Below are 24,550 nucleotides of genomic sequence, written 5' to 3' on the forward strand. Positions count from 1 at the left end.
GTCTTGTTTAAAGGTGTGTTAACGTTTCTATGGTAAATCGTGAAATAGTAATGGATTACATCCTTTCCTGTTTACAGGATTTGGTCGAAAACGGTGTGGAAATTAAGCCCGACAGCGATCTCGTCAACGATCTTGGCCTGGAGTCGATCAAAGTGATGGATCTCTTAATGATGCTGGAAGACAGATTCGATATTTCCATTCCTATTAATATTCTGCTGGATGTCAAAACCCCTGCGCAATTAATGGAAACTCTACTTCCATGGCTGGAGAATAAATAATGGGGCTATACGATAAATATGCGCGCCTTGCTGGTGAGCGCCTGCAATTTAGTGACAACGGGTTAACACCATTTGGCACCTGTATTGATGAAGTGTATTCCGCCACCGAAGGCCGGATCGGCAATAAAAAAGTGATTCTGGCCGGGACCAATAATTATCTCGGTTTAACCTTTAATCATGATGCTATCCGCGAAGGTCAGGCAGCGTTAGCGGCCCAAGGCACTGGCACCACCGGTTCTCGTATGGCAAACGGCAGTTATGCACCGCATCTGATGTTAGAGAAAGAGATTGCCGAGTTTTTCAATCGCCCTACCGCTATCGTTTTTTCAACCGGTTATACCGCTAATTTAGGTGTCATCAGCGCACTTGCCGACCATAACGCCGTGGTGTTACTGGATGCCGACAGCCACGCCAGTATTTATGACGCCTGTTCTCTCGGCGGCGCGGAGATTATTCGTTTCCGCCATAATGACGTCAACGATCTGGAACGGCGCATGGTCCGCCTCGGTGAACGGGCGAAAGAGGCGATTATTATCGTTGAAGGCATCTACAGTATGCTCGGTGACGTTGCGCCGCTGGCAGAAATTGTTGATATCAAACGTCGTCTCGGTGGTTATTTGATTGTCGATGAAGCACATTCGTTTGGCGTGTTAGGCGCAACGGGGCGCGGACTGGCCGAAGCTGTCGGCGTTGAAGATGATGTGGATATTATCGTTGGCACCTTCAGTAAAAGTCTGGCCTCGATTGGCGGTTTTGCTGTCGGTTCGGAAGCGATGGAAGTGCTGCGCTACGGCAGCCGCCCGTATATTTTTACCGCCTCTCCTTCTCCGTCCTGCATTGCGACCGTGCGCTCGTCGTTAAGAACCATTGCCTCACAACCAGAGCTGCGGCAAAAGCTGATGGATAACGCCAACCATCTGTATGACGGTCTGCAAAAACTGGGTTACGAGTTAAGTTCACATATTAGCCCGGTAGTGCCAGTAATAATCGGTTCGAAAGAGGAAGGTTTACGCATCTGGCGCGAGCTTATTTCGCTGGGCGTTTATGTGAATCTTATCCTGCCACCTGCCGCGCCTGCAGGCATCACGCTGCTGCGCTGTAGCGTAAACGCGGCCCACAGTCGTGAGCAAATCGATGCCATCATTCAGGCATTTGCTACTCTGAAGCAGTAATGTGAACCCGCCGTGGTGTTGCGCCACGGCGGGTTTAATGTTGTCTGTCATACCAATACACCAGGCTCAACGCCACCAGCACAAACGCTACCGGTAAACCGAGCGCGGTAACAGGTGCGCTCAACGCAAATAGCAATCCCAGATTGACCATGATTTGATAGCTGATCCAGGTGAGTAAACCAACGATGACCCCTACAGCGAGACGGCTACCCATCCCCGGCGAGCGCGGGGCACTAAAGGTAAACGGCACAGCCAGCAAAATCATCGCCAGGGTTAAGATGGGTTGCCCCAGTTTTTCCCACAGTGCAAGGCGGTATTCGCTGCTGGGTTGCCCGGTTTCCTGCAAATAATGGATGTAATGATTAAGCTGACGGACAGAAAAAGTATTCCCCGGCATCGATAACTCTTCAAGATTCATACTGGTGAAGGTCGATTGCCAGGCAAGATTATCAGATGTTTCCAGCGTTTCTTTGCCATTCAGCCATTTTTTATGATTCACACCATGCAGGATCCACGTTTTGTCATCTTCAATGGTGGCACTGCGCGCATAAATGTAGGATTCGAGCGAGAGATCGTCGCGGTAATGAAAAATCTCCACGCCCACCGGCTGGCCCTGCTCGTTCAGCGATTTCACCGTCACAAATTCATTACCGCGCCTGGCCCAAAGCATATTGCCGGTAATGTCATCGTCCTCCCCTAACGCAGTGGCGGTCGATTTGATTTGCAGCGCCTGTTGCTGCAATGGCGACGCCCCCCACTCATCTATCGCGCCTAACGAAACAGTCCACAGTATCCCGGCAACCAGCGCCACCAGTGCAATACGGAAGATAGAAAACCCCGTGCTGCGAATGGCGGTAAGCTCACTGTTTTTCGATAGCTGCCCGAGACCGACAATACCTCCCAATAAAGCGATAAACGGCGAAAGTTCGACCAGTGTGCGCGGTAAGGTCATCAGCACCACCAGCACCGCCTGGGTCCAGCGATAACCGCCCGGGCTGACATCATCCAGTTCGTTAATCAGGTTGAAGGTGGTAAAAAGCGGCAGTAATAGCCCTGCGGCGGCGGCAAAACCGAGAAAGAGGTGACGGATTAAATAGCGACTGAAAACATTCATCGGGAAAATTTCTGCAGCAAAGAGAAGTCGCGTGCGACCAGCATCAGCAGGCCCATTAGCATGAGTCCGGGTACTAACCACAAACCAGGAATGAGGGGAATCGCGCCGTTAGCCACCAGCGTACGGCAGACGTCGCCGCCATAAAAAATGGCAACAAACAGCAACGTCAGTGGCAATAACGTTGAAAATCGCCCCTGCCGCGGTTTTACCCGACTTAATGAAATGGCCAGCAGCGCCATCAACAATGCTGTCAGGCCACGGCTTTGTCGCCATTGCAGTTCGGCATGATCGGCTGGAAAGACGGAGCGCGCCAGCTCTGTGACCGATTTTGCTTTGCGTTTGACGTTGGCACTTTGATCCAGCGGATTGAGATGCAATTGCAGATTACGGTAGATCTGTTCGTTGTCGTCACGCCCCTGATGATCGAGAAGATAGGCGGTACCGTTATGCAACATAACGGTCGGTTTCTCGGGTGATGGGTCAACCACATCAACCGAACGGGCGCGGAAAATGCGGGTTCGATTGGCAGTAGAAGTATAAATCAGCGCGTCAGTCAGGCGATTATTATCCTGATCAACCGTCTGCGAAAGAATCATTCGTCCGTTATCGTTAGTGTTAAATTTCTTTGCCCGCAACTGGCGAACATCCAGCTCCGACTGCGACTGTTGCTCCAGTTGATAAATCTGCGCATAAGCCCACGGACGACCATACATCGACAGAAGGGTGACAAAAATACTTAGCGGTATCGCCAGATAAAGAACGGCTTTGTACAAACGTCCCGGACTGCCCCCCGCCGCGGAGATAGCGGTAATTTCCGAGTCGGTATACATTTGCCCTAGCGTCACGCCAACTGACGCATACAGTCCAACAGGTAACAGCATCTCCAGTGCAATCAGCACTTTGTAGAAAACGATATCCAGCACAACATCAAGAGCTAATGTCCCATTTGCCGCTTCGGTCAGATAACGCTGTGCGGAGTAGCTGGCGAAAATAAAGATCAGAAAACCGACGATAATCAGCACCAGACGGCGCGTACCACGCATGATGTAGTGTTCAACCAGCTTCATCTCGCTAACGCCCTCAATCCTTTGAATTTTTTATTCATTGATCAGTTTCTGCGCCAGCGCAATGACATGATCTACCTCTTCCGGTGTCAGGCTGCCGTCCTTTGCCCACTGAATTCGCCCGGCTTTATTCAATACCAGAATGGTTGAACTCTGCTCCGGCAATTGCCAGGCAACGCGTCCCAGACCATTGCCGTCAATAACGAATTGCGCCCACGGATAGCGGCGTTTATTTTTTTCGATTTTGCCAACGACAAAATAGCCAGTACCAAAGATGGCATCATCGGTGTTCACAATGGTGGTGGGCTGAAAACGATCCTGCGAAAAGTTTGCCGCTTCAACCGCTTTAATTAACAGTGAGTTCTTTTTCTTCGCAGACTTACGTCCGGCGATATACTGAATAATGCGGACTTTTCCCGCCAATTGTGTGCTGTTCCACTTTTGGTAGTGAATTTCGTCGTCGCTATTCAGAAGCAGCTCACCACCTTCCTGGATATAAACAGGGGTAACCGTTTTGCCAGTGACGAAATTGTGTGCCGCCGCGCCTGGCGCTAAGAGTGCGATGATCAGAGCGAAAATCCAACGAGATGGCATTATTGCTCCGGATAGAGTGGGAAACGCGAAATAAGCAGTTCTAAACGCTGGCGAATATCGCTATCCAGCGCCACCGGTGCATCATATGACCGGCGGTTCTCCATATCATCCGCCACCATGTCGTCGTGCTTATCCCCCATCAGACCATTAATGGCGGCGAGAAAACGGGAAATCAGTAACGCCTCTTTATTTTCAGGATCAAGCGATCTTAAGGTGTCGTAATAAGAAACCTGCTGGCTGATGATTTTTCGCACATCATGAAATTCCCTGCCAGTTAGTTGCGGTTTAGCAATAATCTCTTTCAGGATGTACATTTGCTTCTGGCGGTAGGCGATAAAACCGTTCACGGTTTCTAACTGGCTATGGCGCAATGAATAGTTCACCAGCCACCAGACAGGGGAGCTCAAATAAACACGTAACAGGTTACCGTAAAACGACACAATATTTTTCTTACCGTTACGAAAGCCATCCTGAAAATGCCCAAGAAAAACGGTCGTTTTGCCGAATAAAAATCCTGCCTGATGCTTCTTTAAATACAGCCGTTGCGCAAAACGCAGATGCTTGTAGCGCGCTCGCATGTATTTAAACTGTTTGCGCTCGTCTGTCGTCAGCTCATCGCCTTTCGCCTGTTTGCGGATTAAACGCAGTAACTCCTGACGATTAACACCATCCAGCCAGAATTTCAGGCATAACGCGTAATTATCATGGATGATTTCGGTGGTACAACTTAGTGCGATAATCGGCGGCAAACTGACCTGTGCATCAACAACATCATCTTCTTCAATCGCAACAAATAGACGCTCGCTCGCCTCAAGCGGGAAATATTTTCTCATCATCAGGATTTCTCTCCGGCTGAGTTATAAAGCAAGGAATGGCGCTGAAAAAATGCCTTTAAGGTCGGAATTAGCGAGAACACCACATCCAGACATTGCCCACCGAAGTAAGCAAATGCAGCCCCCAGCACGCCAAACAGATGACAGAACATGAACAGCAATACGATGTAGCCGATTGAGGCGATGGTTTGCGCCACGAGAAAAGCGCGCTGTTTTCCCGCCATCAATAGCAATGACTCCTGTGGGAAGCCCAGCATCGAAATCACAATTGCGCCCAGCATCACCTGAATCAGGTCATACGCTTCGAGATACTTAACGCCAAACACCAGCGAAATGAGCGGCTTGCCGACGATCAACACCGCGAGCGCCACCAGAATACCGATTCCGCCCGCCAGTAAAGCGGACTTCACGCCTAACAACCACGGTCTGGTGGTGCGTGGATCTAAACGCATCACCTCTGGGTAAAAACTTTTGCCCAGTAAACCCGCTGGCGTTCCGGCGGCATCGAAGAATGTCATGGCGATTTTAAATAACCCGGCGGCAGCGGGTCCTAACACGATCCCCACCAACACTGTGCTGCACGAGTTACGCGCCGACCAGATGGAGTGCGCAATGTTGGTTGACCAGACAAAACTCCACGCACCTTTAATGTGACGGGCAGACTCAAACAGATTCAATTTGAAGGCGTTATGGATATTTCTGCGGCGTAATTCGCGCGCGGCAAACCACCAGTACATGGTGCCGCCAACCAGATTCGACACATACCAGGCAATAACAAAACCCGCAAAACCAAAGTCAAAATACCAGGCTACGACGCTCCCCGCTGCGCGCAGAAAAGGTTTCGTCGCCTGCTGTACAGCAATCAAATCAAAGCGATCTACCGCACGCAGAATGCCGGTCGGCGTGGAGGAAGCCATTGAAGGAATGAGCGTGCAATAGAGCGCCGCCAGCCAAAAGCTTTGGTCATCCAGACCTAATGAATGGGAAAGGAATGGCAGTAAGGCAATGCCGCCGACAATCGCCACCGCGCCGCTGACGATATCCAGCGAGAAGGAAAATGAGACAACATTGCGAAATTGCTGCGGATTATTGTTGGTCAAGGCCGGCGTTCCGTACTGAACCACCAGTTGCCATGTCTGAAACTTAATAAAATCGCTGATCGATTTGGCGTACGATTGCACAATTACCAGTACGCCAAACATGGCGGGCGTCATCCCTTTACCGGCACACGAGAGCGCCAACAGCCCCAGCAAAGCGCTCACAACATTACTGGAGCCTAACCAGGCGCTATTGCGAATAATGGTGCGAAACGCGCCATCTGCAAACCAATGTTTGATGTTAAAAACCGCCAATTCAGCCTGACCTTATCGTTGATAGTAAAAAGTATCCCGCCTGCCTTAAGTTAAACTTCGGCGGTCAGAAACGATGGCAACCAGAGAAACCGCCTTTTGTGCCTGTTCCAGCACCTCGCTGTAAGGCGCTCTGGAATCAATCTCAAGAATTTTTGTGCCGTTATAACCAATCGTCGACATGACGCCGATTTTGTCCTGCAGCTCGGCATAGTCATGGTCAGGCTTGCGGGAGATGGCAGTATCAATATCAATCCCCAAGCGAATGATTAATTCAGGACGGTATTGCGCCATTTTTTGGTATAAACGCCGTTCACGCTGCGCCAGAAACCTGCTGATTTTCCCGGTCGCACGTTCGACGCCAATCCCCGGTCCGTCATAATAAAATCCCGAAATTTCAGCCTGCGGGAAGCGATCGCTAACCACCAGAACGCCACTTTGCGCCAGTCGCTGAACCTTGCGTAGATTCGCCATTCTTCGCAGCGAGAAGCAGTACATAATCACCGCCGCCCATAGCGCCGGAGATTTGGTTTTCATGCTTTGGGTTTTCGAGGATTTGGCCGCCAGTCGCCGTTCGAGCCAGACACCAACCAACGGCAATCGTTTGATTTTGTCGCCGTCTTCGCCGGAGAGCAGCCCCAGATAGCGCCGCTCGGTTTGCCAGTGTTGTTGCAGCGATTTCACCAGGTCATTGGTCAGTGTGGATTTACCGGTGCCATCACACCCGACCACCGCAATCAGCCCCGGAATGTAGTTGGGCTGCGGCGCGGTTGTACTCTTAACAGTTTGTGTTTGTAGTGCATCCATTCGTTTAATCATCCCCTATCCATTTTGGTGATCAGGAAAGCGCGGCGTGAATTGCGCGTAGTGACGCTTGCAGAATTTCATCGGCTGGTTGCCGACCATCCAGTTCAAGGATCCTGGCGCCATTGAATGTCAGTTGCGGCGTAACGGCGATTTTTTCCTGTAACGCTGCCAGTTGGTGGTCAGGTTTACGCGCAAACGCGGTTTGTTCATCAATGCCAAGACGAATCAACAATACGGGCAAATAAGACGCCATCCATTGGTACAGCTTCAGCTCGCGCTGCCTTAACATTTTTATCCAACCGTTACCGCCCGTGGTTTTTGCCAATTGCGGGCCATCAAAGCGGAAACCCGGCACTTCAACCTGCGGGTAGCGGTCGGTGATGAGCAGATAGCCTTGCTGGTTTTTACACAACATTTTGCGAAACTTGTACGCCCGCCAGCAGGAAAGCAGATAGATAACCAGCGCAGTAATATTGCCAGGCGGTGTTGAGGGCTTTTCGTGCACATGTGCCGCTTTACTTCGCAAATAACGCCCAAAAGGTGCGCCAATAACAGGTAGCTGTGAAATCCATTCGCCAATTCGCCCGGACGATTGCCCGAGATAAATGTGTTCTGTTGGCATTCTTGATGCCAGTTCATTTACCAGGCTTGCCGTGAGGGTCGATTTACCTGAACCATCACATCCTACAATGGCAATAACACGCACTGGCGTGGAATTAATTATTGACATATTACGTTGATTCACGAAAAACCCGGCAGCAAATAATGTATTGAATATTACGTGGTCCGTGCTCAGAATATCCGTTCAACCTTATTGTGACAATGGTTAATTGTGACATTGACCTGAATTACGCTTTCATCAAAAACATATTAGCCAAATAAATATTTTGGATGGATATTTAAATTTAAGGATATATTCATGCAGTCAATAATACCTCCATTAATTGCCGTTATTGGTAGCGATGGTTCAGGCAAGTCAACGGTGTGTGAACATCTTATTACCGTTGTCGAAAAATATGGTGCTGCCGAAAGGGTTCATTTAGGAAAACAGGCCGGAAATGTCGGTCGTGCAGTGACAAAATTACCGTTGATGGGAAAATCCTTACATAAAACAATTGAACGAAATCAGGTGAAAACAGCAAAAAAATTGCCTGGACCAGTTCCGGCGCTGGTAATTACAGCGTTTGTCGCCCGTCGCTTACTGCGCTTTCGTCATATGCTTGCCTGTCGTCGTCGCGGGTTAATTGTTTTAACCGACCGTTATCCGCAGGACCAGATTCCGGGCGCTTATGATGGTACGGTGTTCCCGCCTAACGTTGAAGGTGGTCGTTTTGTCTCATGGCTGGCAAGCCAGGAACGTAAAGCGTTTCACTGGATGGCGAGCCACAAGCCTGATCTGGTCATCAAACTCAATGTTGACCTTGAAGTTGCCTGCGCGCGTAAACCTGACCATAAACGGGAATCGCTGGCGAGGAAGATTGCCATAACGCCACAGTTAACCTTTGGTGGTGCACAACTGGTTGATATCGACGCCAATCAGCCACTGGAAAAGGTGCTGGTTGATGCAGAAAAAGCGATTACGGATTTTATGACCGCGCGTGGTTATCACTAGTGAAAAATGGAAATGCCCGATCGCCAGGACCGGGCATTTTCAGGAAGGTTAAATCAACTGCAATGCTATCCAGTACAACCCACCAGAAAGAAAAATCGCCGCCGGTAAAGTAAACACCCACGCCATCAGGATGCTGGTTACCGTTTTACGCTGTAACCCACCGCCGTCCACCACCATCGTCCCTGCTACTGCAGACGAGAGTACATGTGTTGTGGAGACGGGCATCCCAATATAACTGGCAAGGCCGATAGACACTGCCGCCGTCATTTGTGCCGCCATGCCTTGCGCATACGTCATGCCGCGCTTACCAATCTTCTCACCGATGGTCATCGCCACGCGACGCCAGCCAATCATGGTGCCAATACCGAGTGCTAAAGCCACTGCCATGATGATCCATACCGGTGCGTACTCAATGGTGCTTAACATATCGCTGCGCAGTTTTTTCAGCAGGTTCTGGTCTTCTTTACTGACGCCTGGCAGTTTCGCCAGCTTCGCGGAGGTATCAGAGATGCACAGCATAATGCGGCGCAGCTGGCTGCGCTGACTCACGCTTAACGGCTCGTAACTTTCCATATTGCCTGGCAGCATCGTTTTAACGCGCGCAATCGCATCAAAGGTATTTGCCGGATGACAGTGAAACTCCGTTACTTGTGTGCCATCAGTCGATGTCGCAGGCAATGGAGGTTCCATCGTAATCAACTTCTGCGGCAGTTCAGGATGCTGTTGCAGGTAGTGTTCGAAGTTGGTGACGGCATCGCGGGTACGGGTAATTTCATAGCCGGACGCGTTCATATTGACGACAAACCCGGCGGGAGCAATCCCCACCAGCACCAGCATCACCAGACCAATTCCTTTCTGCCCGTCATTCGCACCATGTGAAAACGCCACGTCCGCAGCGGAAACAATCAGGGCAATACGCGTCCAGAATGGCGGCTTACGTTTGCCTTTTTTCTTTTTGCGATCTTCCGGAATACGATGAATACGGTCACGCTTTTTCGTCCCGCTCCAGTAGCGACGCAGCAGGAAAATCAAGCCTCCCGCAATGACCAGACCGACAATTGGGGAGACAATCAGCGAGGAGAAAATCTTGGTCACTTCACGCAGGTTTAACGCATCCATCACCGATGAGCCGGTTAACAGCGCGTTGGTTAAACCGATGCCGATAATCGCACCAATCAAGGTGTGCGAACTGGAGGCCGGTAAACCAAAGAACCACGTTCCCAGGTTCCAGATAATCGCCGCCAGCAGCATGGAAAAGACCATCGCCAGGCCGTGAGTTGACCCCATATTCAGCAACAAATCGGTTGGCAACATATGGACAATGGCATAGGCAACGCTAAGTCCGCCTAGCAATACGCCAAAAAAGTTAAAAAATGCCGCCATCACCACGGCAAGCTGTGGCTGCATGGCACGAGTATAAATAACGGTTGCCACCGCATTCGCCGTATCATGAAAACCATTGATTGCTTCGTAGAACAACACAAATGCCAGAGCAAGTAATAACAAAAGCCCTGTGTATATATCAAGGCCAACAAATAAATTTAGCATATATTAGATTACGCCATTTTGAATTTACGAACGGACGCATTATCAGTGACTTTAACGGCGTGGGCAAAGTGAAATATCATTTTTTAACGATAAAAAGAGTGTTATTTCTTGTGTATCAGACAATAAGCCTTCATTCAAAACCTTTAGAAATAATCAAAACACAGGTATTCTACTTGTTAATATATTCATATATGAAATGAATAAATATTGAAATATATAAATATTGAATATTTTGATTAATCCCCGTACTGATTATTCTTCATAATCAGTACGGGGTTGCTACAACATGTATTACTCTTTCACCACAATTAACGGTTCAATATCACTCTCTTTTTTGATGACCAGTGATTCATCACCGCGCAAACACGTCCCACCGTAGTTGCCACCAACGGTGAAGGTACATACCTGAATGTATTTACCGTCCACTTTCGGCAAACACCACAGTTGCTGATAGATGTTTTTCTGCTCGGCAAATTTACCGCTGGTTTTGTCCAGCACCTCTTCATGATGGCTGACGAGGTCGATGTTACTGCCACAGCGACCGGCGATCGGTTTCACTGCGTAACCGGTTTTCACCAGTTCATCATTCACGGTGAAATCAGTATCCAACAGATAGCGGTGGTGCGGAAACAGCGACCAGAGGATCGGCAGAATCGCTTTGTTGCCAGGGATCACCGTCCACAGCGGCTCAAAGACCAGCACTTCCGGTCGCAACAGAACGTCTATCAGTCGCACTTCATTTTGCGGATGACCGGTACGAATCGGCACTGCGGCAAACTCACGGTCGCTGACTTCGCGAATCTGATCAAACGCCGTCTCCCACGCCCAGGTTTTCCACACGCAGTTAACCAGTCGCCCTTCCCCATCAATCAGTTGCCCGGCAGCATCCCAGCCCAGTTCATCTAGCCCGCGCAAGATACGCGTTTCAAAGCCCGCCTGTTGCAGCGCCTGCTCCATAAACTGCGCGTGATAGTTTTCCTCGATATCTTTGTCCTGCATGATATGGACAAACGGACGCGCGCGACTGTGTTTCCAGGCACCAGCCAGTTCGTTAATCAGCCCTTCCGCAGGATTGAAGCCGTTGCCTTTATAGCCCTGCTCCGCCCAACGTTCGAGGATCAAGCCCGCTTCGGTATGACAGGAGGCAGAATCGGCGTTGTATTCGTAGACTTTCAGGCCACGTTCATCCATGCAGAAATCCATACGACCGGTGATCATATGGTGACGGCGACGCTGCCAGGAGAGACGCAAACGTGGCCAGAGGATTTTCGGAATGTCGAACAACGCCAGCAGGTTGTCATCTTTCAGCACCTTGTCGGTGGCGTGAAGATACATCAGGTGCAGCTCGTTGGTGGCTTTAATCAGCTCCTGCTCGGCGCTCTCGGTAATGGTGTAGTAATGATACGGATCCTGATTGATCACCTGACCGTTGGCCTGTACATAGGCGTTTTGCAGCGGATCTTTTTCATCCAGCCATTTACCGTCAAACTGGCCTTTGTTTTCCAGACGCGCCCCGCTGATTTTCAGCAGTTCGCCTGCAATTTCCGGCTGTGGCAAGCTGTATTCGGTATCTTCCGTCTGGATCATCCAGCCCAGAATAGTGGTGTCATCGAAGGTGTCTTTCAGGATATAGCCGCCGTTTTCGACCACCATCTCCAGCTCGCGTGTCCACTGTTGCCCTTGCGGCAACGGGGTATGAATCACGTTCTGTTCCGCAATACGGACTTTGTTGCCATGCAATTGGGTAATGATGGCGACATGGCCAGTGTCTTTAAATTCACCGCCTTTATCCCAGATAAGAAGCGCCCCCGCTACCGGTGCACGCGGCGAACCGTTAGGAAATGCCTGCAATGGCAGGATGTTGTCATTGACCACTTCACGCAGGAAGCGCAGTGAGAAAATCTCCCATGCCATACCCACGTCAGTGAAGACTACACCGTAGTTCAGAAAGAGAAAACGGCGAGCAAATTCAACGCATTGCCATTTGTGGCCCATATATTCATCGTCGATATAGCTACGGAATACGGCGTCATCTTCGTATTCCTGCGGATCGAGAGAACTGTAATCTGAAGAGTAGATTGCTACCCCACCTGGGGCGTAGCCCAATAATGTCCCGAACGGGGCATCCTGGCTGGTCGTTCCTTTGCTCATCACTTTACCTTTAACAATACAACCTAAGCAGTTGGCGTAATTGTTGTGCTCTGATTACCTGCTCAGCGACATTAACCGGACAGAGGTCAGACTAATCATACACCTCATCGCAGCGGCTGGCGCAAAGGGTTAAAAAATTCACATTCTGTACAGCAAGTGACCTGCTACACTGCTTCAACACTACCACTCAGAAGGCAACTCACTATGACAGACAATACTTATCAGCCCGCGAAAGTCTGGACGTGGGATAAATCCGCTGGCGGCGCGTTCGCCAATATCAATCGCCCGGTTTCTGGTCCGACGCATGAAAAAACGCTGCCGGTGGGCAAACATCCATTGCAACTTTATTCGCTGGGAACGCCGAACGGTCAGAAAGTAACGATTATGCTTGAGGAGCTGCTGGCACTGGGCGTTACTGGTGCAGAGTACGACGCCTGGCTGATTCGCATTGGCGATGGCGATCAATTCTCCAGCGGCTTTGTCGAAGTGAACCCGAATTCGAAGATCCCGGCATTGCGCGATCATACCCATAATCCGCCGATCCGCGTGTTTGAGTCAGGCTCGATTCTGCTTTATCTGGCGGAGAAATTTGGCTACTTCTTGCCGCAGGATCTGGCAAAGCGTACTGAAACGATGAGCTGGCTGTTCTGGTTACAGGGCGCGGCACCGTTCCTCGGCGGTGGTTTTGGTCACTTTTACCATTACGCGCCGGTGAAAATTGAGTACGCCATCAACCGCTTTACTATGGAAGCCAAGCGCCTTCTCGACGTGCTGGATAAGCAACTGGCGCAGCATAAGTTTGTTGCGGGCGATGAGTACACCATTGCGGATATGGCGATTTGGCCGTGGTTTGGCAATGTGGTGTTAGGCGGCGTATATGATGCCGCAGAGTTTCTTGATGCGGGCAGTTATAAGCATGTACAACGCTGGGCGAAAGAAGTAGGCGAACGTCCGGCAGTGAAGCGTGGGCGTATTGTTAACCGCATCAACGGACCGCTGAACGAGCAGTTGCATGAACGCCATGACGCCAGTGATTTCGAGACGAATACGGAAGATAAGCGTCAGGGGTAATGGTTGGTATTCGTCGCAGCAAGCCATCCAGGCCGGATAAGGCGTTCACGCCGCATCCGGCAATCGAGCACAATGCCTGATGCGACGCTGCCGCGTCTTATCAGGCCTACAAAAGCTAATCATCACGCGCTGGTAATGTCGTAATCCATTTGGCGCAGTGCGTCTAATGTGGCTTTGGCTTCGTCTTCATCGATAATGCTCATGGCAAATCCGACGTGTACCAGTACCCACTGGCCCAGCAGATCGGCAGGGTTACCTTCACAAATCAGGGCGATATTCACGTCGCGCTTGATACCACATACTTCAACCTGCGCAAGCTGGTGAATATCTTCACCGACAGCCAGCACCTGGCCTGGAACGCCAATACACATTGTTAACTCCGGTTATTCAACTTCAATACTTTTGACGATTAGCGAATCGCCGGTATCGACACGCAACCGCTCGCCGTGACAGATCGGACACTGCGCATCGTGCTGATGAATCTCCACCACCTGGCTGCAATCCCAACACCAGGCCTGGGCGGGTTTATAGACGATATGTAAATCGCACCCTTGCGCTACCGTTCCGTGGCAGACAATTTCAAAACTAAAACGGACGGCGCTCTCCTCAACGCAGGAGAGTGCGCCAATTTCCAGCCACACGGCGGTGACGCGCTTAACATCGTGCTGCTCCGCCTGCCGTTGGATAATTTCAACGGCGCTCTGGCAAAGCGACAACTCATGCATTTTCGCCACTCCTGCGGCCAAATAGCAGGGCACGACGCCCTGCGTGTGGTACATCCGGATTGGTGACAGGCAGCGAAAGGATCATTCGGGCGCAGTCATCCGTCAGCCGTTGGCCCTCTTCAATCGACATGCTGTGCGAAAGCGGCGACATCAGCGAGCAGGAGAGGTATTGCGAAACACCGTCCAGTTCACCAACAGTAAAGGTCATAGTGCCATACGGCAGTTGCAGACCAATTTTTTCACTCACTTTGCGCAGCGGCCAGAGTTGATCCGGGCCGGGGAAGATAACTGCACTCAGCATCCACGGGGTGATCACACACCCCGTCCACTGACCTTCGAACAGCGTAAAGTCAGAAACATACACCGGCATTGAAGGATGCAGAAAAGAGAGATCGTGCATCGAACGCCGGGCAATTTCTTCAAACGCTGCCTGTACTTGCGCCTTCGGGGAGGTCTGGAAACCTGCTATCTCTTCAGTCATGAATCGCCTCCCGTGGGATGGCTTCCACGCCTGATTCGCGCAGCGCAGCCAGAACCTGCTCAAGCGCAGGTTCAATCATTGCTTCAACCGTCGGCGTTAAGCCGATGTGTGGCTCCAGCGATTCCGGGATCACGCCGACCAGGGTCAGCTTTTTCGGAAACTCACCGGTGAAGCGCAGGGCCGACAATACGTCGGCCAGGCCAAGCTGATGCGGAGAGATTTTGTTGGTAAACAACGCCGGAACTTCTTCATCCCGCAGGATCATCATCGTTCCCGGCGCGCTCTTCTTCGACACAATGGCATCCGCAATAATCAGATGATCGCGATTTGCCATGTCACCAAGCAGCTCCATTCCCGCCGTGCCGCCATCGAGGATCTCAACATAATCCGGCAGAATGTATCGTTGCTCTAACGCTTCAACAATCCGCACACCGATGGCTTCATCGGTCAGCAAAATATTGCCGACCCCTAAGACTAAAATACGCATTACAGAACCTTCACTGAAACCACTTCGTTGCCGTCGGCATCCACTACGTGTACCGCACAGGCCATGCACGGGTCGAAGGAGTGAATGGTACGCACCACTTCCAGCGGTTTATTCGGATCAGCAACCGGTGTACCCACCAGCGACTGCTCGTAAGGACCGACGTCATCATTGAAGTTACGCGGGCCAGAGTTCCAGGTTGATGGAACAACCGCCTGGTAGTTACTGATAATACCGTCTTTGATCACCATCCAGTGAGAGAGCATACCGCGCGGTGCTTCGAGGAAGCCAACGCCTTTGAACTCGCCCGTTGCCGGAATGTTCGGCTTCACGAACGTGGTGTGATCGCCTTTGCCGATATTGGTGATCAGTGCACTGTATTGATTTTGCAGGATATCCTGCAATTCGCAGCAGTGAACGGTACGACCAATAATACGGCCCAGCGTGGAGTGCAGTTGCGCCACTTCCAGCGTGTTGCCGGTCAATTTCTGATAAATCGCAACGATTTCATTCAGTTTGTTCTGGGTAGACTCGCGACCTGCCGCCAGTTTCACCAGCATATTAGCCAGTGGACCCACTTCTACCGTTTTGCCGTAGAAAGTCGGCGATTTCACCCAGGAGTATTTACCGTCGTCAGACCAACCGTCGTAAGCCGGAATGGTGGTACCTTCCCACGGTGCCTGCGGCGCTTCGTCTTTATACCAGGAATGCTTTGCGCTTTCCTGAATTCCTTTGATCAGGTATTCATCGGAATGAGAAGTGATCGGACGATACGAGGACAGATCCGCATTCTCAATGTAGCCGCCCGGGAACAGGAAGCTGCCGTTTTTACTGTCGGTCGGGAATTCCGGCACGCTCAGGTAGTTCACCGCACCTTTACCGCGCGTCAGCCATTCCGGGTAGAACGCAGCGATAACTGCAGTATCAACCTTGTAAACCTGCTCAACAAAGTCGCTCAGCTTGTCGATGAAGGACTTGATGTACATCAGGCGCTCAAGGTTCAGCACACCCAGACCGTCGAGGTTGATCGGGTTCGCGACACCACCTACCGCCAGGTTCTGAATATGCGGCGTTTTACCGCCCAGCAGCGCCACAACGCGGTTAGCGTCACGCTGGCACTCCAGCGCCTGCAGGTAGTGCGCTACCGCAATCAGGTTCACTTCCGGCGGCAGTTTCATTGCCGGGTGCCCCCAGTAGCCATTGGCGAAAATACCCAACTGACCGCTGGCAACCAGATCTTTGATCTTGTTCTGAACTTTGGTGAACTCTTCCGGGCTGTTCAGATGCCAGGTCGAAACACCTTTCAGCATTTCGGAGGCTTTGGTTGGATCAGCTTGCAGTGCAGAAGTGATGTCCACCCAGTCCAGCGCCGAAAGCTGATAGAAATGAACAATATGGTCATGCGTGGTGTGCGCAGCCAGAATGATGTTACGGATGTATTGCGCGTTAACCGGAACGTCGATATTCAGCGCACTTTCTGCCGCACGAACGGAAGACAGCGCGTGAGTGGTAGTACATACGCCACAGATACGTTGCACAATCATCCATGCATCGCGCGGATCGCGGTTTTTCACGATCTCTTCCATGCCGCGCCACATGGTACCGGAAGCCCATGCTTTCGAAACGACGCCATTTTCGATTTCGCAATCGATGCGTAAATGCCCTTCAATACGGGTTACCGGATCAATAGTAATTCTCTGGCTCATGCTTTGCTCGCCTCATGACGATTATGATCGTTTTGTTTTAAAGGAGGAAGTATCGGCAGTAGACGAATGAGTACGATATAAGCGCAAATCTCAATAGCCACAAAACCAATAGAAATCAACAGTTCTTCCCAGGTCGGGAAGTAGGCGTAACCGCCACCCGGGTTGAATGCCACCAGCGAATAGGTCAGACGCCAGGTTGCACAACCTAACAGTGCACTCAGTGCTGACAGGAACAGCATGCGGGAATCATTACGCAGCTTCGCCACACGCAGAACGACCAGCGGGAAGAGCATCAGCAGGACTTCAATCCAGAACATCACGGAGTAGAAGTCACCGGCAAACGCTAACGACAGCTTGTCGCGATAGATAAGCTCGCCAAAGCGCAGCACGATGAAAATCGCCAGCAACACACTGATGGTGTTGGTCAGCTTAACGAACAGACTCTTTTCATCCGGACCGTTGCCACGCAGACCCGCCTGCACCAACGAACCTTCAAAGATGACAATCGAGAAGCCCATGATGAACGCCGTCAGCAGCGAGAACAGCGGCAACATTTCATAGCTTTGCCACAGCGGATGCACCTTGTAGCCCGCCGAGATCATCAGCGATCCCATTGAAGACTGGTGCATAGTTGGCAGCAGCGCACCAAGCGCGATGATAAAGAACATCACCTTGTTCAGACGTTTGAGTGACAGCTTCCAGCCCAGACGTTCAAACAATGCCGGAGCAAACTCCAGTGCCATCACACCGATGTAGATGGTCATACAGACCGCCGTCTCGAACAGTACCGAGTTCACGTTGAAGTGACCCGGAATGTAGAAGTACGGCAGGTTCCAGTAGCGACCCACGTCGATAGTGATCGACAAGCCACCCAGTGAATAACCAAACAGACTCGCCAACAGCGCCGGACGCACCAGCGGATGGTATTGCCCACGGTTAAAGACGTATACTGCCCACGCCAGCGCCCAGCCGCCACAGGCAAAGCCGGTACCGATCAGCAGGTCAAACGCGATCCACACGCCCCACGGGAAGCCGCCGTTCAGGTCGGAGACAGAGCCCAGACCGAACACGAGACGCTTCACAATCAGGAGCATACAGATGACGATTAACGGTCCAAAAATCATGACCGGTTTACTGATGATTTTGCCGCCCAGCGGTTGTGGATCATGACTCATGATCGTCTCCTCCGTCGTGATGGTCGTTTTTAGTGTTGCGACGAACCAGCACGGTTAAGCCCGCCAGCACAGCCAGTGGTAGCATCATGCCTTTATACAGGGTGTGTTGGACATGTTCGGAACGCGCACCAGTAGAAAGATCGTCCAGTTTCGGCAGGTCGAGATTTTCATAAGGCACACCCGTCAGTACCAGAACCTGAGTACCGCCGCCCTCTTTCTCGCCGTACAGATGCGGATAATATTTCGGCACCGTATGCAGGTAAGTGTCGCCAGATTTCAGCGTCTGACGCGGATAGTGGTATTCGCTGCCCGGCTTCAGCGCCAGACGTTTTTTCGCCTCCGCCATCAGCTCTTCACGCGTACCAAAAATCACCGCGCCCGCCGGGCACACTTCTACGCAGCCAGGCAGACCGCCTTTATCGAGACGTTCCACACCTTTCTGGTTGCACAACTCGCACTTATGCAGCGCACCAAACGGGTTGTTGTAGTCGTACTTCGGCACGTTGTATGGGCAGGCGACCATGCAGTAACGGCAACCGGTGCACACATCTTTGTCGTAATGGACAATGCCGGTTTTCGGATCTTTTTTCAGCGCAGAGACCGGGCACACAGAGACACAGTTCGGATCGACGCAGTGCATACACTGTTTCTTAATGTACGCGTAGCCATTCTCCTCCTGGTCTTTGTTGACCCCTGTGCCGCTGGTCCACACCTGAATGATGTTATTGGTATACGGCGACAGTTTGTCGTTGTTCGACCAGGTCTGTTCCCCTTGCGGGTTACGTTCAGGGAAGTTGATATCCTGACACTTGGTGACGCAAGCCTGGCAGCCTACGCACAAGGTCGAGTCGTACAACATCCCCAGCGAACCCGGAATTGGCGGGCGGTTTTCAGCAGCCGCATGACTGACAGACGGCAGCGCGCCCGTCAGCAATGCCCCGCAGGAGGCTGCTTTAATAAAATTACGTCTGTTCACGGTTATTCTCCCCGTGAGTCAGCGTTATCTTTCTTTTGCTGACGACCCAGTTCACGCACCGCCATCACGCTGACACCGGCAACCAGCCCAACCACACCGCCGAGCAAACCAATAGCGCCTGCCGAGACGTTGCCGCCTTCTTTAGCGTTAACGTCCGGTTTCTGTGAACGCGGAGTCTGGTTTTCGACGTTGGCAAGCTGATGGATGCCTTTATGGAAGCCGATACCTTCTTCGTTACAGCCATAGCACGGGTGACCAATCGCTACCGGCCACACGCCGCCAACATCGCAGAATTGCAGCGTTGAGCAGTTGCCGTAAGTTTCTGGCCCTTTACAGCCGAGGTGGTACAGGCACCAGCCTTCGCGGTGGCCTTCATCACCGAACTCTTTGGCAAAACGACCAGCATCGAAGTGCGGGCGACGTTCACAGTGTTCGTGAATCAGACGACCATAGGCGAAAGTCGGACGGTTTTTGTCATCCAGTTTCGGCGGTTTGCCGTAAGTGATGATGTGCGCAACGGTCGCGAGGAAGTTGTGCGGGTTCGGCGGGCAGCCAGGAATATTGATAACGGTTTTGCCCGGTAGAACTTCTTGCAGGCTGACTGCGCCAGTTGGGTTAACTCCAGCTGCGGCAACACCGCCCCACGCAGAGCAGGAACCGATAGCGATAATGGCTGCTGCGCCTTCCGCCGCTTTGCGGATGTGATCCACAATCGGCTCACCGGCAACCATGCAATAAATACCATTATCTTTTAATGGGATGGAACCATCCACCACTAACACATACTGCCCTTTGTACTTCTCGAGAGCGTTATGTTTGTTCTCTTCGACCTGATGACCGAAGGCGGCGGAAAGCACTTCGTGATACTCCAGAGAGATAGTCTCCAGCACGAGGTTTTCTACCGTTGGATGCGTTGCACGAAGCAGAGATTCCGTACAACCGGTGCACTCCTGCGCGCCAATCCAGATAACTGGCGGACGCTGCGGGTTAGTAACCGATTCGGCCATCTCTGCAGCGGCTTTGCTACTTAACCCCATGGTGGCGGCTAATGCTGCACAAAGCTTCATGAAATCACGACGGTTAATGCCGTGAGAATGGATGAGGGTGTTATCTCCAGTCATTTATAGTTATTCCGTTGCGAAGACCTGGCATATATTTTGCCTCAATCGCAAAATCAATAATGCGATCGATGCGCCATTTACCACACATTTATTATGGTTATCGATATCATGATACTGCGGCGGGGCACTAAAACGAAGGGAAGAAGCATTAGTGTAATTAATTAAAGCAAGATAATACGTATGTTTGATCAATTTTCTAGGCGATAACCAGCCATAAAAAAGCGCAACGTAGAACAGGAATTATTCTCACGAAAGAAATCCATTACCATCTCTTTATCCAGTCCATAACGGCGCGTCAGAATACCCGCTTCCCAGGCGCTAAGCTGGCGATCTCCGGTCTTTTCGTACATCCGGTGTGAGTAACCTAATACAAAACCGCGTTTATAATCGGCACAGAATTTTGTCACATTAACCGCACTGTCGGCATGCGTTGCTTTTAATCCCGCCATTAAGCCTTTACCAAAATGGTTATTCATCGTTCACCTCATTCGCTATATATTGCCATATATAGCGATATTTTAGGCAAAGAACGACATTTGCGCACGCTATTTTTTCATGCTTGTTTAAGACGTAATCCTGTAAGAGATAAACCCATCAGGAGAGATATTTATCGAACCATTTCAGCGTCCTTTGCCAGGCAAGATCGGCGGCAGATTTGTCATAACGGGGCGTGGAATCATTATGGAATCCGTGATTAACCCCCGGATAGATATACGCCTCATAGACCTTATTATTGGCTTTCAACGCCGCCTCGTAAGCGGGCCAGCCCTCGTTGATTCGGGTGTCCAGTTCCGCGAAGTGGAGCAGTAAAGGCGCTTCAATCTTCGCCACATTGGCAGTGGGTGCCTGACGACCATAAAACGGCACCGCGCAGGCCAGTTCCGGATACGCGACAGCCGCCGCGTTCGATACGCCACCGCCATAGCAAAATCCGCTAATACCCACTTTGCCTGTCGCTTGCGGATAGCGTTGCATAAACTCAATTGCGGCAAAGAAATCATTCATCAGTTTGGTTGGATCAACCTGCTGTTGCTGCTCACGACCTTTATCATCATTTCCCGGATAACCTCCAACGGAACTTAAGCCGTCAGGTGCCAGGGCGATATACCCCGCCTTCGCCACTCGCCGTGCCACATCTTCGATATACGGATTCAGTCCACGATTCTCATGCACCACCACCACGGCTGGCGTTTTACCGCTCATTTTTGCGGGCTTCACCAGATAACCCCGTACCTCGCAGTGACCATTTGGCGAGGGATACGTGATGTACTCAGCAACAATTTCCGGGTCGGTAAACTCTACCTGAGTCGCCAGCGCATAATGTGGCTTGAGCAAATCAAACAGCGCTAATGCCGTCATCCCGCCCACCGCATACTTCGCCGCAAGGTTGAGGAACTCACGTTTCGAGATTTTCCCGTGAGCGTAATAGTCGTAGTAATCCAGCAACTCTTGTGGGAAATCTTTGGCGGTTAAACGCGGCATTGTTGCACTCCTCAACTGGTGTTTTTTTAAGCAAAGCATAAGCGCGTGTTTTTGCCCAGTTTTTCGTCACTCTGTGAGCCAGACTACGGGATACGCGCAGGCGAATCGCTAAACTAGAAACATTGTTTCGAAATTGAACGGTGGAAAGGAGAGGTCATGGTCTGGTTAGCGAATCCCGAACGTTACGGGCAGATGCAGTACCGCTATTGCGGAAAAAGTGGTTTACGCCTGCCCGCGTTATCGCTCGGTTTATGGCACAATTTCGGTCACGTTAACGCGCTGGAATCACAGCGTGCGATCCTGCGTAAAGCGTTTGATTTAGGCATTACGCACTTTGATTTAGCCAACAATTACGGGCCGCCTCCAGGAAGCGCAGAAGAGAACTTTGGTCGCCTGCTGCGCGAGGATTTTGCCGCTTATCGCGATGAACTGATTATCTCTACCAAAGCCGGATACGATATGTGGCCCGGCCCATACGGCTCTGGCGGCTCACGTAAATACCTGCTCGCCAGCCTCGACCAAAGCCTGAAGCGTATGGGGCTTGAGTATGTCGATATCTTTTACTCTCATCGCGTCGATGAAAATACGCCGATGGAAGAAACCGCCTCTGCGCTGGCTCATGCTGTACAAAGCGGTAAGGCGCTGTATGTCGGGATCTCCTCTTACTCGCCAGAGCGGACGCAAAAAATGGTCGAGTTGCTGCGCGAGTGGAAAATTCCGCTGTTAATTCATCAACCTTCGTACAATTTACTGAACCGCTGGGTGGATAAAAGCGGCCTGCTGGATACCCTGCAAAATAACGGCGTGGGCTGCATTGCCTTTACTCCACTGGCTCAGGGATTGCTGACCGGAAAATATCTCAACGGTATTCCGCAAGATTCACGGATGCATCGTGAAGGGAATAAAGTTCGTGGTCTGACGCCGAAAATGCTCACCGAAGCCAACCTCAACAGCCTGCGCTTATTGCATGAAATGGCACAGCAGCGTGGACAATCAATGGCGCAAATGGCGTTAAGCTGGTTGCTGAAAGATGAGCGAGTGACGTCGGTATTGATTGGTGCCAGCCGCGCGGAGCAACTTGAGGAGAACGTGCAGGCGCTGAATAATCTGACATTTAGCACCGAGGAGCTGGCGCAGATTGATCAGCATATCGCCGATGGCGAGCTGAATCTGTGGCAGGCGTCTTCCGATAAATGACCTGTTAATAACGGGCGCGAGAACCGCGCCCGAATCAGATCAGTGATTATGACGAGTCAGTCGGTCAAGATAGCCCATCACAAATGCAGAGAGCACAAACGTCAGATGGATAATGACGTACCACATCAGTTTGTTATCAGGGACATTTTTCGCATCCATAAAGACGCGCAGTAAGTGAATGGAAGAAATTGCCACAATCGACGCTGCTACTTTGTTTTTCAGCGACGTTGCATCCATTTTCCCCAGCCAGTTCAGCTTCTCTTTGTTCTCGGAGATATCCAGTTGTGAGACGAAATTCTCATAACCGGAAAACATCACCATCACCAGCAAACCGCCAACCAGTGTCATATCCACCAGCGACAGCAACACGAGGATCAAATCTGATTCCGCCATCGAGAAGATATTCGGCAGTACGTGAATAATCTCCTGGAAGAACTTCAGCGCCAGGGCAACTAACGCCAGCGAAAGGCCAAAGTACACGGGGGCAAGCAGCCAGCGAGAAGCATACATTGCATTTTCAAGAAAACGTTCCATACATTCCTGTCGTGTAGTTAAAACGGGCAACAGTATATCGCAATTGAGTAAACAGCACGCAACAGCAAATCAACATATACGTTAAACCTTTGTCGCATAATTCTGAGGGTTAGGGATCTTCCTGGTTCCCTTATCAACGCATCGAGAGCGTCTACCCTTAAAGGACGTTGAACCTGAAGGGAGAAAAATGATGTCTCATTTAAAAGACCCGACCACGCAGTATTACACTGGTGAATATCCCAAACAGAAACAACCGACGCCAGGCATCCAGGCGAAGATGACACCGGTACCGGATTGCGGCGAGAAAACCTATGTTGGTAGCGGTCGCCTGAAAGATCGTAAGGCACTGGTGACAGGGGGCGATTCCGGAATCGGTCGCGCTGCCGCCATTGCTTACGCGCGTGAAGGGGCTGACGTGGCGATCAGTTATCTTCCCGTGGAAGAAGAAGACGCTCAGGATGTGAAAAAGATCATTGAAGAATGCGGACGCAAAGCCGTTCTGCTGCCAGGCGATTTAAGCGATGAGAAATTCGCCCGTTCGCTGGTTCACGAAGCACACAAGGCGTTAGGCGGGCTGGATATTATGGCGCTGGTAGCCGGGAAACAGGTTGCCATTCCTGATATTGCAGACCTCACCAGCGAACAGTTTCAAAAGACCTTTGCCATTAACGTTTTCGCGTTGTTCTGGCTAACCCAGGAAGCGCTCCCCCTGCTACCGAAAGGTGCAAGTATCATCACCACTTCCTCAATCCAGGCATACCAGCCAAGCCCGCATTTACTGGACTATGCGGCTACGAAGGCGGCAATTCTGAACTACAGCCGTGGCCTGGCAAAACAGGTCGCGGAGAAAGGTATTCGGGTGAATATTGTCGCGCCAGGCCCGATCTGGACAGCACTGCAAATTTCTGGCGGACAAACGCAGGATAAGATCCCGCAGTTTGGTCAGCAAACGCCGATGAAGCGTGCGGGGCAACCGGCGGAGCTGGCCCCTGTATATGTTTACCTGGCAAGTCAGGAGTCGAGCTACGTCACCGCAGAAGTGCACGGTGTCTGCGGCGGCGAGCATTTAGGTTAAA

General features: G+C 51.2%; 26 protein-coding genes. 6 read left to right on the forward strand and 20 right to left on the reverse strand.

The genetic code is table 11. The features are described from left to right. Positions 1 to 29: 29 nt before the first annotated feature. Positions 30 to 278 (forward strand): acyl carrier protein, encoded by a 249-nt coding sequence (locus tag ACJHX4_RS07450; RefSeq protein ID WP_000248097.1) that lies wholly within the window; start codon positions 30 to 32, stop codon positions 276 to 278. Continuing rightward, on the forward strand, positions 278 to 1,450 hold the full coding sequence (spt, locus tag ACJHX4_RS07455) for a serine palmitoyltransferase (RefSeq protein ID WP_000524961.1): 1,173 nt from the start codon (positions 278 to 280) through the stop codon (positions 1,448 to 1,450). Before ACJHX4_RS07450 ends, spt begins: the two co-directional genes overlap by 1 nt. 34 nt (positions 1,451 to 1,484) lie before the next feature. Here the strand turns inward: spt and lptG are convergent, their stop codons facing one another. From lptG to ACJHX4_RS07490, 7 genes are read right to left on the reverse strand one after another with little or no spacing between them, the layout of a single operon-like run. Further along, positions 1,485 to 2,564, reverse strand: coding sequence for an LPS export ABC transporter permease LptG (gene lptG, locus ACJHX4_RS07460; RefSeq protein WP_001385484.1), 1,080 nt, complete (start codon positions 2,562 to 2,564; stop codon positions 1,485 to 1,487). Further along, complete coding sequence (gene lptF, locus ACJHX4_RS07465; protein WP_000779624.1) at positions 2,561 to 3,631, reverse strand: LPS export ABC transporter permease LptF; 1,071 nt, start codon at positions 3,629 to 3,631, stop codon at positions 2,561 to 2,563. Before lptF ends, lptG begins: the two co-directional genes overlap by 4 nt. Before the next feature lie 30 nt (positions 3,632 to 3,661). Beyond that, a complete protein-coding gene (locus ACJHX4_RS07470) occupies positions 3,662 to 4,222 on the reverse strand; it encodes a YtfJ family protein (protein ID WP_001141144.1) in 561 nt (186 codons plus the stop codon). After that, a complete protein-coding gene (locus ACJHX4_RS07475; RefSeq protein ID WP_000984958.1) occupies positions 4,222 to 5,058 on the reverse strand; it encodes a hypothetical protein in 837 nt (278 codons plus the stop codon). The genes ACJHX4_RS07470 and ACJHX4_RS07475 overlap by 1 nt, the downstream gene beginning before the upstream one ends. Further along, a complete protein-coding gene (locus ACJHX4_RS07480) occupies positions 5,058 to 6,407 on the reverse strand; it encodes a lipopolysaccharide biosynthesis protein (RefSeq protein ID WP_000257923.1) in 1,350 nt (449 codons plus the stop codon). The genes ACJHX4_RS07475 and ACJHX4_RS07480 overlap by 1 nt, the downstream gene beginning before the upstream one ends. A gap of 45 nt (positions 6,408 to 6,452) precedes the next feature. Further along, complete coding sequence (locus tag ACJHX4_RS07485) at positions 6,453 to 7,211, reverse strand: hypothetical protein (RefSeq protein ID WP_001445422.1); 759 nt, start codon at positions 7,209 to 7,211, stop codon at positions 6,453 to 6,455. Between the two features lie 31 nt (positions 7,212 to 7,242). Then, positions 7,243 to 7,956, reverse strand: coding sequence for a dTMP kinase (locus ACJHX4_RS07490; RefSeq protein WP_001076282.1), 714 nt, complete (start codon positions 7,954 to 7,956; stop codon positions 7,243 to 7,245). 174 nt (positions 7,957 to 8,130) lie between these two features. Here ACJHX4_RS07490 and ACJHX4_RS07495 point away from each other — a divergent pair, with 174 nt between their 5' ends. Next, positions 8,131 to 8,823, forward strand: coding sequence for a dTMP kinase (locus ACJHX4_RS07495; RefSeq protein ID WP_001190683.1), 693 nt, complete (start codon positions 8,131 to 8,133; stop codon positions 8,821 to 8,823). A gap of 48 nt (positions 8,824 to 8,871) precedes the next feature. Here ACJHX4_RS07495 and pitB read toward each other — a convergent pair whose 3' ends face one another. Further along, entirely contained in the window at positions 8,872 to 10,371 is a 1,500-nt protein-coding gene (pitB, locus tag ACJHX4_RS07500) for an inorganic phosphate transporter PitB (protein ID WP_001531966.1), read from the reverse strand. 291 nt (positions 10,372 to 10,662) lie between these two features. Next, entirely contained in the window at positions 10,663 to 12,522 is a 1,860-nt protein-coding gene (gss, locus tag ACJHX4_RS07505; RefSeq protein WP_001531967.1) for a bifunctional glutathionylspermidine amidase/synthase, read from the reverse strand. A 204-nt stretch (positions 12,523 to 12,726) separates the two neighbouring features. Here gss and yghU point away from each other — a divergent pair, with 204 nt between their 5' ends. Beyond that, entirely contained in the window at positions 12,727 to 13,593 is an 867-nt protein-coding gene (yghU, locus tag ACJHX4_RS07510; protein WP_001331683.1) for a glutathione-dependent disulfide-bond oxidoreductase, read from the forward strand. A gap of 122 nt (positions 13,594 to 13,715) precedes the next feature. Here yghU and hybG read toward each other — a convergent pair whose 3' ends face one another. From hybG to yghX, 10 genes are all read right to left on the reverse strand, one after another. Further along, positions 13,716 to 13,964: a hydrogenase maturation factor HybG gene (hybG, locus tag ACJHX4_RS07515; RefSeq protein WP_000334896.1), complete on the reverse strand. Its 249-nt coding sequence runs from the start codon at positions 13,962 to 13,964 to the stop codon at positions 13,716 to 13,718. Positions 13,965 to 13,976: 12 nt separating this feature from the next. After that, entirely contained in the window at positions 13,977 to 14,318 is a 342-nt protein-coding gene (gene hypA / locus ACJHX4_RS07520) for a hydrogenase maturation nickel metallochaperone HypA (RefSeq protein ID WP_000544952.1), read from the reverse strand. After that, positions 14,311 to 14,799 carry a hydrogenase-2 assembly chaperone gene (gene hybE / locus ACJHX4_RS07525; RefSeq protein WP_000134014.1) on the reverse strand — a complete coding sequence of 163 codons (489 nt, stop codon included), beginning with the start codon at positions 14,797 to 14,799 and terminating at the stop codon, positions 14,311 to 14,313. The genes hypA and hybE overlap by 8 nt, the downstream gene beginning before the upstream one ends. Beyond that, positions 14,792 to 15,286 carry a HyaD/HybD family hydrogenase maturation endopeptidase gene (locus ACJHX4_RS07530; protein ID WP_001221953.1) on the reverse strand — a complete coding sequence of 165 codons (495 nt, stop codon included), beginning with the start codon at positions 15,284 to 15,286 and terminating at the stop codon, positions 14,792 to 14,794. Before ACJHX4_RS07530 ends, hybE begins: the two co-directional genes overlap by 8 nt. After that, positions 15,286 to 16,989, reverse strand: coding sequence for a hydrogenase 2 large subunit (gene hybC, locus ACJHX4_RS07535; protein ID WP_000083065.1), 1,704 nt, complete (start codon positions 16,987 to 16,989; stop codon positions 15,286 to 15,288). The genes ACJHX4_RS07530 and hybC overlap by 1 nt, the downstream gene beginning before the upstream one ends. Next, positions 16,986 to 18,164 carry a Ni/Fe-hydrogenase cytochrome b subunit gene (hybB, locus tag ACJHX4_RS07540; RefSeq protein ID WP_000017687.1) on the reverse strand — a complete coding sequence of 393 codons (1,179 nt, stop codon included), beginning with the start codon at positions 18,162 to 18,164 and terminating at the stop codon, positions 16,986 to 16,988. Before hybB ends, hybC begins: the two co-directional genes overlap by 4 nt. Next, a complete protein-coding gene (hybA, locus tag ACJHX4_RS07545; RefSeq protein ID WP_001081868.1) occupies positions 18,154 to 19,140 on the reverse strand; it encodes a hydrogenase 2 operon protein HybA in 987 nt (328 codons plus the stop codon). The genes hybB and hybA overlap by 11 nt, the downstream gene beginning before the upstream one ends. Before the next feature lie 2 nt (positions 19,141 to 19,142). Continuing rightward, on the reverse strand, positions 19,143 to 20,261 hold the full coding sequence (gene hybO, locus ACJHX4_RS07550; RefSeq protein WP_000145410.1) for a hydrogenase 2 small subunit: 1,119 nt from the start codon (positions 20,259 to 20,261) through the stop codon (positions 19,143 to 19,145). A gap of 188 nt (positions 20,262 to 20,449) precedes the next feature. Further along, complete coding sequence (gene yghW / locus ACJHX4_RS07555; protein WP_001059136.1) at positions 20,450 to 20,737, reverse strand: DUF2623 family protein YghW; 288 nt, start codon at positions 20,735 to 20,737, stop codon at positions 20,450 to 20,452. Between the two features lie 118 nt (positions 20,738 to 20,855). After that, a complete protein-coding gene (gene yghX / locus ACJHX4_RS07560; protein WP_124831077.1) occupies positions 20,856 to 21,743 on the reverse strand; it encodes a YghX family hydrolase in 888 nt (295 codons plus the stop codon). 156 nt (positions 21,744 to 21,899) lie between these two features. Between yghX and gpr the strand changes: the two genes are divergently transcribed. Then, positions 21,900 to 22,940: an L-glyceraldehyde 3-phosphate reductase gene (gene gpr / locus ACJHX4_RS07565; protein WP_000262170.1), complete on the forward strand. Its 1,041-nt coding sequence runs from the start codon at positions 21,900 to 21,902 to the stop codon at positions 22,938 to 22,940. 39 nt (positions 22,941 to 22,979) lie between these two features. Here gpr and ACJHX4_RS07570 read toward each other — a convergent pair whose 3' ends face one another. Further along, positions 22,980 to 23,474, reverse strand: coding sequence for a TIGR00645 family protein (locus ACJHX4_RS07570; RefSeq protein WP_000439331.1), 495 nt, complete (start codon positions 23,472 to 23,474; stop codon positions 22,980 to 22,982). A gap of 190 nt (positions 23,475 to 23,664) precedes the next feature. On the opposite strand from ACJHX4_RS07570, the gene yghA reads away from it, so the two are divergent. Beyond that, positions 23,665 to 24,549, forward strand: a complete 885-nt coding sequence (yghA, locus tag ACJHX4_RS07575) for an NADP(+)-dependent aldehyde reductase (RefSeq protein ID WP_001531969.1) — start codon at positions 23,665 to 23,667, stop codon at positions 24,547 to 24,549. The last annotated feature ends 1 nt before the right edge of the window (position 24,550 follow it).

The sequence above is a fragment of the Escherichia sp. WS2035 genome (assembly GCF_046487065.1).
GTDB lineage: Bacteria > Pseudomonadota > Gammaproteobacteria > Enterobacterales > Enterobacteriaceae > Escherichia > Escherichia coli.

Coding starts and splice junctions, on each gene's coding strand:
- ACJHX4_RS07450 (WP_000248097.1), top strand. CDS start 30: ATGGTAAATCGTGAAATAGTAATGGATTACATCCTTTCCTGTTTACAG.
- spt (WP_000524961.1), top strand. CDS start 278: ATGGGGCTATACGATAAATATGCGCGCCTTGCTGGTGAGCGCCTGCAA.
- lptG (WP_001385484.1), bottom strand. CDS start 2,564: ATGAATGTTTTCAGTCGCTATTTAATCCGTCACCTCTTTCTCGGTTTT.
- lptF (WP_000779624.1), bottom strand. CDS start 3,631: ATGAAGCTGGTTGAACACTACATCATGCGTGGTACGCGCCGTCTGGTG.
- ACJHX4_RS07470 (WP_001141144.1), bottom strand. CDS start 4,222: ATGCCATCTCGTTGGATTTTCGCTCTGATCATCGCACTCTTAGCGCCA.
- ACJHX4_RS07475 (WP_000984958.1), bottom strand. CDS start 5,058: ATGATGAGAAAATATTTCCCGCTTGAGGCGAGCGAGCGTCTATTTGTT.
- ACJHX4_RS07485 (WP_001445422.1), bottom strand. CDS start 7,211: ATGGATGCACTACAAACACAAACTGTTAAGAGTACAACCGCGCCGCAG.
- ACJHX4_RS07495 (WP_001190683.1), top strand. CDS start 8,131: ATGCAGTCAATAATACCTCCATTAATTGCCGTTATTGGTAGCGATGGT.
- pitB (WP_001531966.1), bottom strand. CDS start 10,371: ATGCTAAATTTATTTGTTGGCCTTGATATATACACAGGGCTTTTGTTA.
- gss (WP_001531967.1), bottom strand. CDS start 12,522: ATGAGCAAAGGAACGACCAGCCAGGATGCCCCGTTCGGGACATTATTG.
- yghU (WP_001331683.1), top strand. CDS start 12,727: ATGACAGACAATACTTATCAGCCCGCGAAAGTCTGGACGTGGGATAAA.
- hybG (WP_000334896.1), bottom strand. CDS start 13,964: ATGTGTATTGGCGTTCCAGGCCAGGTGCTGGCTGTCGGTGAAGATATT.
- hypA (WP_000544952.1), bottom strand. CDS start 14,318: ATGCATGAGTTGTCGCTTTGCCAGAGCGCCGTTGAAATTATCCAACGG.
- hybE (WP_000134014.1), bottom strand. CDS start 14,799: ATGACTGAAGAGATAGCAGGTTTCCAGACCTCCCCGAAGGCGCAAGTA.
- ACJHX4_RS07530 (WP_001221953.1), bottom strand. CDS start 15,286: ATGCGTATTTTAGTCTTAGGGGTCGGCAATATTTTGCTGACCGATGAA.
- hybC (WP_000083065.1), bottom strand. CDS start 16,989: ATGAGCCAGAGAATTACTATTGATCCGGTAACCCGTATTGAAGGGCAT.
- hybB (WP_000017687.1), bottom strand. CDS start 18,164: ATGAGTCATGATCCACAACCGCTGGGCGGCAAAATCATCAGTAAACCG.
- hybO (WP_000145410.1), bottom strand. CDS start 20,261: ATGACTGGAGATAACACCCTCATCCATTCTCACGGCATTAACCGTCGT.
- yghW (WP_001059136.1), bottom strand. CDS start 20,737: ATGAATAACCATTTTGGTAAAGGCTTAATGGCGGGATTAAAAGCAACG.
- yghX (WP_124831077.1), bottom strand. CDS start 21,743: ATGCCGCGTTTAACCGCCAAAGATTTCCCACAAGAGTTGCTGGATTAC.
- gpr (WP_000262170.1), top strand. CDS start 21,900: ATGGTCTGGTTAGCGAATCCCGAACGTTACGGGCAGATGCAGTACCGC.
- ACJHX4_RS07570 (WP_000439331.1), bottom strand. CDS start 23,474: ATGGAACGTTTTCTTGAAAATGCAATGTATGCTTCTCGCTGGCTGCTT.
- yghA (WP_001531969.1), top strand. CDS start 23,665: ATGTCTCATTTAAAAGACCCGACCACGCAGTATTACACTGGTGAATAT.